Annotated in this window: 10 protein-coding genes; 8 read left to right on the plus strand and 2 right to left on the minus strand. The window is 59.9% G+C overall.

What is annotated here, in order from left to right; translation table 11 throughout:
• Positions 1 to 20: 20 nt before the first annotated feature.
• Together RSB01_RS12270 and RSB01_RS12275 are read right to left on the minus strand one after the other, a co-directional pair.
• The gene (locus RSB01_RS12270) at positions 21 to 272 is read right to left on the minus strand and encodes a DoxX family protein (protein WP_332625561.1); all 252 of its coding nucleotides are present in this window, start codon (positions 270 to 272) and stop codon (positions 21 to 23) included.
• A 25-nt stretch (positions 273 to 297) separates the two neighbouring features.
• Positions 298 to 1845 (minus strand): AMP-binding protein, encoded by a 1548-nt coding sequence (locus RSB01_RS12275; RefSeq protein WP_332590368.1) that lies wholly within the window; start codon positions 1843 to 1845, stop codon positions 298 to 300.
• Between the two features lie 198 nt (positions 1846 to 2043).
• On the opposite strand from RSB01_RS12275, the gene lipA reads away from it, so the two are divergent.
• From lipA to RSB01_RS12315, 8 genes are all read left to right on the plus strand, one after another.
• Positions 2044 to 3006, plus strand: coding sequence for a lipoyl synthase (gene lipA / locus RSB01_RS12280; protein ID WP_332590367.1), 963 nt, complete (start codon positions 2044 to 2046; stop codon positions 3004 to 3006).
• 7 nt (positions 3007 to 3013) lie between these two features.
• Entirely contained in the window at positions 3014 to 3466 is a 453-nt protein-coding gene (locus RSB01_RS12285; RefSeq protein ID WP_332625562.1) for a type II toxin-antitoxin system RatA family toxin, read from the plus strand.
• Positions 3463 to 4572, plus strand: a complete 1110-nt coding sequence (locus RSB01_RS12290) for an NAD(P)/FAD-dependent oxidoreductase (protein ID WP_332625563.1) — start codon at positions 3463 to 3465, stop codon at positions 4570 to 4572. The genes RSB01_RS12285 and RSB01_RS12290 overlap by 4 nt, the downstream gene beginning before the upstream one ends.
• A 215-nt stretch (positions 4573 to 4787) precedes the next feature.
• A complete protein-coding gene (gene rpmF / locus RSB01_RS12295) occupies positions 4788 to 4970 on the plus strand; it encodes a 50S ribosomal protein L32 (RefSeq protein WP_167177851.1) in 183 nt (60 codons plus the stop codon).
• A 166-nt stretch (positions 4971 to 5136) separates the two neighbouring features.
• Complete coding sequence (gene eno / locus RSB01_RS12300; protein ID WP_332590365.1) at positions 5137 to 6414, plus strand: phosphopyruvate hydratase; 1278 nt, start codon at positions 5137 to 5139, stop codon at positions 6412 to 6414.
• A gap of 159 nt (positions 6415 to 6573) precedes the next feature.
• Positions 6574 to 6894 carry a septum formation initiator family protein gene (locus RSB01_RS12305; RefSeq protein ID WP_332590364.1) on the plus strand — a complete coding sequence of 107 codons (321 nt, stop codon included), beginning with the start codon at positions 6574 to 6576 and terminating at the stop codon, positions 6892 to 6894.
• Between the two features lie 115 nt (positions 6895 to 7009).
• Positions 7010 to 8041, plus strand: coding sequence for a pyruvate dehydrogenase (acetyl-transferring) E1 component subunit alpha (gene pdhA, locus RSB01_RS12310; RefSeq protein ID WP_332590363.1), 1032 nt, complete (start codon positions 7010 to 7012; stop codon positions 8039 to 8041).
• A gap of 3 nt (positions 8042 to 8044) precedes the next feature.
• Positions 8045 to 8736 (plus strand): biotin/lipoyl-containing protein (locus RSB01_RS12315; protein WP_332625564.1); only part of this gene is annotated, 692 nt, incomplete at its 3' end.

Genomic DNA, 8736 nt, shown 5'->3' on the forward strand with positions numbered 1-8736 from the left:
CTGGAGGCATGGCCAATACACTAGGCCGCCGCCATAAAGCCCGACAGCACAAACGCCACGGGGCGCGTGAACAGGCCGAGGATAATCAGCAGACCGCCCGCAAACTCGATCGGGCCGGACCAGCCAACCAGCGTGTTCAGGTCGATATTGGCACGATCGCCGCCCGGAAAACCGAACAGCTTGGCCGTACCGTGCTGAACCAGCAGCAGGCCCGAGGCGATACGCAGGGCCGCCAGTGTCAGCCCATGCCAGTCAAATGTACGCAGCGACATTCAGATGCTCCCCCGGATCAGACGCTTATTTAGCGTCTTCAACCATTTTCTGAAGGGAAACATAGTCGGTCTTGCCGGTGCCCAGAACAAGGATTTCAGCAACCTTGATGATCTTTTTGGGGACGGCCAGTTCGGGAGCGCCATTTTCGCGCGCCCATGCGCTGAGTTCCGAAGACTCGGCACCCTCGCGGTCCGTGATCAGCACCAGCTTCTCGCCCTTGCGGCTGTCGGCGATGGCCACAACGGCGTGGCGGTTGTCGGGCCATACGGCACCGGCAATGCCTTCCACGGCGGTCAGGGACACCATCTCGCCGCCGATCTTGGCAAAGCGTTTGGCGCGGCCGCGAATGGTGATGAAGCCTTCGGCGTCCACATCGACAATGTCGCCTGTGTCCAGCCAGCCGTCTTCAATGGCTTCCCATTTCAAGGGATCGCCGCTGGTCAGATAACCGGCCATGACGTTGGGGCCCTTGATGAACAGGCGGCCATCAGCATCGACGCCTTCGACGGGTTCAAGGCGGTGATCGAGGCCCGGCAGAATCTGGCCAACCGTACCCGGCCGGTTCTGGCCCGGCTTGTTGACGGCCACGACAGGGGCGGCCTCGGTCGCGCCATAGCCTTCCAGCAGTTCGACATTGCCGAATTTGGCTTCGAACAGGGCGCGGGTTTCGTCACGCACACGTTCGGCACCGGCAACCGCGAACTTGATGGTGGCAAAATCTTGCGCTTCGGCCACGCGGGCATACTGGTTCAGGAAGGTATCGGTCGCAAACAGCAGGTTCGCTTTAACCTGAGGTAACAGGTCGGTGATCTGTTTGGCATGCAGCGGCGACGGGTACTGGAAGGCCTTCAGGCCTTCGAGCAGCGGCAGGATGGCCCCTGCGGTCAGGCCGAAGCAGTGGAAGGTCGGCAGCGGGTTGAACAACACCCATGCCGGATCGAGCGAGATATGCTCGGCGACCTGACGGGCATTGGCCACAAGGTTCTGCTGGGTCAGCATCACGCCCTTGGGCGAACCGAAGCTGCCCGAGGTAAACAGGATCACACCCGGATCATTCGGATCGGTTTTGACGGCAAAACGCTTGGGTGCGGCACCGGCGGCCAGACCGTAAAGTTTGTCTTTCAGGCCGATGGTCTTGCGGACATCGTCCAGCCAGACAATCTCGGCCACTGTGCCCAGCGCCGCGACCAGATCATCCAGAGTTGCCTGCTGTATAAAGCGCTTGGCGGTCAGGATTTTCTTGACGCCCGAGGCCTTGATGGCGGCCTTGAGGTTGGCTTCACCGGCGGTGAAGTTCAGCATCACCGGCACGCGGCCATGCGCATGCAGACCAAAGAAGGTCACCACCACACCCATGGAGGAGGGCAGCAGGATCGCCACGCGCTCGCCCTTCTGGGTCATGCCGGCAATCTTGCGGCCCAGAACAAAGGCCGCGCGGATCAGACCGGTATAGGTCAGGGGATTACGATCCTGATCCTCCAGAATCTCCTTGTCGCCATATGTGGCCCGCGCGTCGACCAGAGCGTCGATCAGCGTGGTCGTGTACAGCTTGGAATCCAGCGGTTGCCGCAAGGCGATCCTCCTTAGGCGGGCCGGTGGCCCCCTTTATTCGTTAGGGCGGACTCCATTAGAGATACGAGCCCATTTTGGAAAGACTCTGAAACCTTCCGTGAGGATTGCAATGTTTTTCGACCAAAAGGCGGCAACAGAAACCGATAGTGAGGGCGCGGGCACCTTGCCTATTGGAGCGTAAAAGCCGAAATAGCCGTTATGGTCACCCTGATCGACACCCTGAAGACGTCGCCGTCCCAGTTACGGCATCCGGAAAAGCAGAATCGCCCTGAGTCGGCGGTGCTGAAGAAACCTGACTGGCTGCGCGTTAAGGCACCCGGTTCGGGGCAGTATAATGCCACCAAGGAAATCGTGCGCTCCAAAGGGCTGGTCACGGTTTGCGAGGAAGCGGCCTGCCCGAACATCGGCGAGTGCTGGAGCCAGAAGCACGCCACCCTGATGATCATGGGGGATACCTGCACGCGCGCCTGTGCCTTCTGCAACGTGAAGACGGGCCTGCCGCAACCGCTTGATCCCGAAGAAGCGGGCAAGGTCGGTCTGGCTGTCCAGCAGATGGGTCTGAACCACGTCGTGATCACTTCGGTGGACCGCGATGACGTGGCCGACGGTGGTGCTGCACACTTTGCCGAAGTGGTGCGCCAGATCCGCGTTCAGGCTCCGAACACGACCATTGAAATTCTGACGCCGGACTTCCTGCGCAAGGATGGTGCGGCTGCCGTGATGATCGACGCCAAGCCGGACGTCTTTAATCACAACCTCGAAACCGTTCCGCGCCTGTATCTCAAGATCCGTCCGGGGGCTCGCTACTTCCACTCTCTGCGCCTGTTGCAGATGGTCAAGGAGCGCGATCCGAACCAGTTCACCAAGTCGGGCATCATGGTCGGGCTTGGCGAGACCAAGGAAGAGGTCATGCAGGTGATGGACGACATGCGCTCGGCGGGTGTCGATTTCATCACCATCGGCCAGTACCTGCAGCCGACGCGCAAACACGCCGCTATCGACCGCTTTGTGACGCCCGAAGAGTTCAAGGCCTATGAGGCCATCGCGCGCGCCAAGGGCTTCCTGATGGTGTCGTCCTCGCCGCTGACGCGCTCGTCGCACCATGCCGGTGACGACTTTGCCCGTCTGAAGGCTGCCCGCGAAGCGCAACTGCGTCGCTAAGGCGGACATGGCTGTTCATCGTGTGACGCGCATACTGCCCTATGCGCCGGATCAAATGGCGGCGCTTGTTGCGGATATTAAGCACTATCCGCAATTCGTGCCGTGGATCACCTCGATGCGTGTCTGGAATGCGCGCGAGGAGGCAGACGGTGTGACGGTGATGGATGCCGAGGCCGGTGTCGGCTTTGCTGTCCTGACCGAAAAGTTTTCGACCTGGGTGCGTTATGACCGTAACGCGCCCAAGGTCGAGGTTGGCCTGTTGCGTGGCCCGTTCAAGCACCTGAAGAACCGTTGGGAGTTTTTCCCCGACGAGAACGGCACCCGTCTGGAATTCATGATCGACTTCGCGTTCAAATCGCGCATGCTTGATATGATGCTGCATTCCAATTTCGATCTGGCGGTGCGCAAGTTGATCGAGTGTTTCGAAGCCGAGGCAAAGCGGAGATACGGGACGTCATGACCTTTGATTTCGACGCGACCGTTGTAGGTGCAGGTGCCGTAGGGCTGGCATGTGGACGGGCGTTGTCGAAGCGGGGACTGACCGTTCTGGTTCTGGAAAAGGAACCGGCCATCGGACAGGGCGTGTCATCGCGCAATTCCGAGGTCATTCACGCCGGTCTTTATTATCCGACAGGATCGTTGAAGGCGAAGTTCTGCGTCGAGGGGCGCAGGCTGCTGTACGACTTTCTGCAAAGCCACAAGGTTGACCACTGGAAGTGCGGCAAGCTTGTTGTCGCCACCGAAGAGGCCGAGGTGGCGCGTATCGAAGCCATTCTCGAACAGGGGCGCATAAACGGCGTCGAGGGGCTGGAGCTTTTAACCGGCGAGCAGGCGAGGGCGCTGGAGCCGCAGTTGAATGCGGTTGCGGCCATTCTGTCACCCGAGAGCGGCCTGTTCGACAGTCACGGCTATATGCTGGCCCTCGAGGGCGAGATCGAGGCTGCGGGTGGCTCTGTTGTCACCTCGGCCCCGTTCGAAGGAGCCGAGCCGTTGCAAGGCGGCGGGTTTACTGTCCGTGTCGGTGGCGAAGGTGCCATGAGCATCACCAGCCGCCTGCTGGTGACAGCAGCGGGCCTGTCGGCGCAAGTGGTGGCATCCAGCATCGAGGGCTATCCGGCAGACCTGATTCCTGCGGGGCATTTCGGCAAGGGTGTCTATTTTCGCCTGTCCGGCCCTGCACCGTTCAATCGCCTGATCTATCCGCCGCCCATTCCGGGGGCGCTGGGGACGCACTATCGCAAGGATCTGGGCGGGCAGGGCGTGTTTGGTCCCGATCTGGCCTATGTCGATGTCGAGGACTATTCGGTCGATCCGGCCAAGGCCGAGCAGTTTGCAGGCTATATCCGCCGCTTCTGGCCGGATGTGCAGGTCGAAAGACTGTCTCCAGACTATGCGGGCATCCGACCCAAGCTGCACGGCAAGGGCCAAGCCCAGCCCGATTTCCAGCTTCGCGGCATCGAATCGCACGGTATCGAAGGGCTGATGGCCCTGTTTGGTATAGAAAGCCCGGGGCTCACCAGCTCGATGGCGATCGGCGAAGCGGTCGCGGATCGTCTGGCGGGTTGATTCGTTGAGGCTTTACGGCGAATAAAGCGCCGTTCGGGGCCGAAAAGGGGCTTTGAGAGGCCGTGATTGCGGTGTTTTTGCTCTTTCGGCACTACCCCTTGAAATCATCGTCGGCTTCATGCATAAGCGCGGCCTCGTGTGGCGGTCCGGATTTCGTGGCCGCCGCTATTGTTTTTCGCGCCTTCAGGCGCACCGACTTAGAGATTGAGACGGACATGGCCGTTCCGAAGCGCAAAGTATCCCCGTCCCGTCGTAACATGCGCCGTGCGCATGACGCTCTGGGCAGCAACCCGTACACCGAGGACAAAGACACCGGCGAGCTGCGTCGCTCGCACCACATCGACCTGAAGACCGGTATGTACCGCGGTCGTCAGGTTCTGACCCAAGCCGAAGACTAAGTCTCGGGTTTAGGTCGACCGATTTCCTTATCGGTGACGAATTCGAACAGCGTGCGAGAAATCGCACGCTGTTTTCGTTTGTGCCGTGCATGGTGGTTGGCTTCTCGGGTGCCTTTGGTCTAAAGGGCGCTCACTTCTTTTCACTGCGTTTTGCCGGGATCGTTCCATGACCGATATTGCAGATATTGTTGCCCGCCAGATTCTCGATAGCCGCGGCAACCCCACGGTCGAGGTGGATGTTGTCCTCGAAGACGGTTCGTTCGGCCGTGCGGCTGTGCCGTCGGGTGCCTCGACGGGCGCTCACGAAGCTGTCGAACTGCGTGACGGCGACAAAGACGTCTATATGGGCAAGGGCGTCCAGAAGGCTGTCGACGCCGTCAATGGCGAGATTTTCGACGCTCTGTCGGGTCTGGATGCCGAAGACCAGCGCCGCATCGACGAAGCGATGATCGAGCTGGACGGTACCGAGAACAAGGGCCGTCTGGGTGCCAATGCCATCCTCGGTGTATCGCTGGCTGTGGCCAAGGCTTCGGCCATCTCGGCCAACCTGCCGCTGCACCGCTATATCGGTGGCGTCTCGGCCCGCGTTCTGCCGACCCCGATGATGAACATCATCAATGGTGGAGCGCACGCGGACAACCCGATCGACATCCAGGAATTCATGATCATGCCGACCGGCGCGGCCACCTTCTCGGATGGTCTGCGTATGGGCGCGGAGATCTTCCACGCGCTGAAGAAGCAACTGAAAGACGCGGGTCACAACACCAATGTGGGTGACGAAGGCGGCTTTGCACCGAACCTCGGCTCGGCTGAAGAAGCCCTGAGCTTCATCACCAAGGCCGGTCAGGCTGCCGGTTATCTGGCAGGCGAGGACTTCCATCTGGCGCTGGACGTGGCTTCGACCGAGTTCTTCAAGGGTGGCAAGTACAACCTTGAAGGCGAAGGCAAGAAGTTCGACGCGGACGGCATGGTTGGCTATCTGGCCGATCTGGTCGAGCGTTTCCCGATCGTTTCGATCGAGGACGGTTGTGCTGAAGACGATTTCGAAGGCTGGAAGCTGCTGACCGAGCGTCTGGGTGATCGCGTGCAACTGGTCGGTGACGATCTGTTCGTGACCAATCCGGCTCGTCTGGCTGCCGGTATCGGCGAAGGTCTGGCCAACTCGATCCTGATCAAGGTCAACCAGATCGGCACCCTGTCGGAAACCCTCGATGCCGTCGATATGGCGCACCGTGCCGGCTACACCTCGGTGATGTCGCACCGTTCGGGCGAGACCGAAGACTCCATCATTGCCGATCTGTCCGTGGCAACGAACTGTGGTCAGATCAAAACCGGTTCGCTGGCCCGTTCGGACCGGGTCGCCAAGTATAACCAACTGCTGCGTCTCGAAGAGCTGCTGGGCGACCAAGCTATCTATTACGGCGACGGCATGCTGCTGCGTTAAGCTTTGCAGGGGGCTTTCTAGGCTTCGAATTGCAAACAAATTCAAAAACTCCGTCGTCGGTGATCCGGCGGCGGAGTTTTTAATTCTTAACTAACCATTTTCGTGCACGGGTTGGATTCGTGCCATCGCTCAGAAGGAGCGGCGTCAGTGATAGAGCAGATGAAGCCGTATTTACCGTCAGTTCTGATCTTGCTTGCAGTCCTGTACTTTGGCGTACACGGGTTGACGGGCGAGCGTGGCGTGCTGAGCGGCAAGGCGCGCGATGCGCTGCTACACAAGCGACAGGCAGAATTGTCCCATCTGCTTGAAGAAAGACAGGATCTGGAAGTGCGCGTTCGTTATCTGCGCTCCAGCAGCCTGTCACGTGATCTTCTGGAAGAACGCGCCCGCGCTGTGATCGGTTTTGCCGATCCGCGAGACTATGTTGTGCGCGTTCATACACCTGTGGTTCGCAACCCTGAGGCGATCCAGGCGGGCTAAACTCGTGTTACAACACGAAACTGCGCTTTGCTAAGGCGGAACCAAGGCTGCTAAACCCCTCTTCACTGTAATGAGAAGAGTCCCCGGTACCGGGGCGTAACCGGGAGATGCCGGAATGGCGAAAGCCGCGGTTCAGAAATCGTCATCCGAACAGGGTGATATCAGAATTCCGAACACGCCTCAGGCTTCGAAAGAAGACCTGCTGCGTTACTATCGCGAGATGGTCCTTATCCGCCGCTTTGAAGAGCGTGCGGGCCAGCTTTATGGCATGGGCCTGATTGGTGGCTTCTGCCACCTGTATATCGGTCAGGAAGCCGTTGCTGTTGGCGTGCAAGAAAGCGTCAAGCAAGGCCACGACAAGATTATCACGGGCTATCGTGACCACGGCCACATGCTGGCTGCGGGCATGGACCCAAATGCCGTTATGGCTGAACTGACCGGCCGAGCCGGTGGTTCGTCCAAGGGCAAGGGCGGCTCGATGCACATGTTCGATGTGCCGACCGGCTTCTTTGGTGGCCACGGGATCGTGGGCGCGCAGGTGGCTCTGGGCACCGGTCTGGCGTTTGCGGGCAAGTACCGTGGCGATGACTCGGTCTCGTTCATCTATTTCGGTGACGGTGCTTCGAACCAGGGTCAGGTCTACGAGAGCTTCAACATGGCCCAGCTGTGGAAGCTGCCGGCCATCTACATCATCGAGAACAATGAATACGCCATGGGCACGGCCATTGACCGTGCGTCCTCGACGACCGAGCTTTATATGCGCGGCGCTTCGTTCGGTATTCCGGGCGAGCAGGTCGATGGCATGGACGTTCTGGCTGTGCGCGATGCGACGGCCCGCGCTGTAAAGCGCGCTCGCGAAGGCGGCGGCCCGTACATCCTCGAAGTGAAGACCTATCGCTATCGCGGCCACTCGATGTCCGATCCGGCGAAGTATCGCTCGAAGGAAGAAGTCGACGAGGTCAAAAAGACCCGCGACCCGATCGACCACATCAAGATGCTTTTGGCTGCTGCCAAGGTCACCGAGGACGAGCTGAAAGCTGTCGACAACGAGGTGAAAGCCATCGTTGCCGAGTCCGTTCAATTTGCACAAGAAAGCCCGGAACCCGATCCGTCCGAGCTTTACACTGACGTTTACGTGGAGGCCTGATCCGTGACCGACATTCTGATGCCGGCGCTGTCGCCCACCATGGAAGAGGGCAATCTGACCAAATGGCACATCAAGGCGGGTGATACCGTCTCTGCCGGTCAGGTCATCGCCGAGATTGAAACCGACAAGGCCACGATGGAAGTCGAGGCTGTCGATGAAGGCGAAGTGCTGGAAATCCTCGTGGCCGAAGGCACCGAGGGCGTGAAGGTAAACACGCCGATCGCCCGTCTGGCGGGTGACGAGGCCGCACCGGCACCGAAGGCTGCCGAGCCGATGACTCAAACCGAAGCTGAAGCTCCGGTTCAGGCTCCCAAGGCTGCGGCTCCGGCTGCCAAGCCTACGGCCGAGCTGCGTGATCCGGAAATTCCGGCCGACGCCAAGCTGGTGAAAACCACCATCCGTGACGCCCTGCGTGACGCGATGGCCGAAGAAATGCGCCGCGACGACGCTGTGTTCCTGATGGGCGAGGAAGTTGCCCAGTATCAGGGTGCCTATAAGGTCAGCCGCGAACTGCTGCAGGAATTCGGCCCGCAGCGCGTGGTCGATACCCCGATTACCGAGCACGGCTTTGCCGGTCTGGGCGTCGGTGCGGCCATGGCTGGCCTGAAGCCCATCGTCGAGTTCATGACGTGGAACTTTGGCATGCAGGCCATCGACCACATCATCAACTCGGCCGCCAAGACCCTGTACATGTC

The organism is Brevundimonas sp., from assembly GCF_036659295.1.
GTDB lineage: Bacteria > Pseudomonadota > Alphaproteobacteria > Caulobacterales > Caulobacteraceae > Brevundimonas.

Coding starts and splice junctions, on each gene's coding strand:
- rpmF (WP_167177851.1), top strand. CDS start 4,788: ATGGCCGTTCCGAAGCGCAAAGTATCCCCGTCCCGTCGTAACATGCGC.
- RSB01_RS12290 (WP_332625563.1), top strand. CDS start 3,463: ATGACCTTTGATTTCGACGCGACCGTTGTAGGTGCAGGTGCCGTAGGG.
- pdhA (WP_332590363.1), top strand. CDS start 7,010: ATGGCGAAAGCCGCGGTTCAGAAATCGTCATCCGAACAGGGTGATATC.
- eno (WP_332590365.1), top strand. CDS start 5,137: ATGACCGATATTGCAGATATTGTTGCCCGCCAGATTCTCGATAGCCGC.
- lipA (WP_332590367.1), top strand. CDS start 2,044: ATGGTCACCCTGATCGACACCCTGAAGACGTCGCCGTCCCAGTTACGG.
- RSB01_RS12270 (WP_332625561.1), bottom strand. CDS start 272: ATGTCGCTGCGTACATTTGACTGGCATGGGCTGACACTGGCGGCCCTG.
- RSB01_RS12285 (WP_332625562.1), top strand. CDS start 3,014: ATGGCTGTTCATCGTGTGACGCGCATACTGCCCTATGCGCCGGATCAA.
- RSB01_RS12305 (WP_332590364.1), top strand. CDS start 6,574: ATGAAGCCGTATTTACCGTCAGTTCTGATCTTGCTTGCAGTCCTGTAC.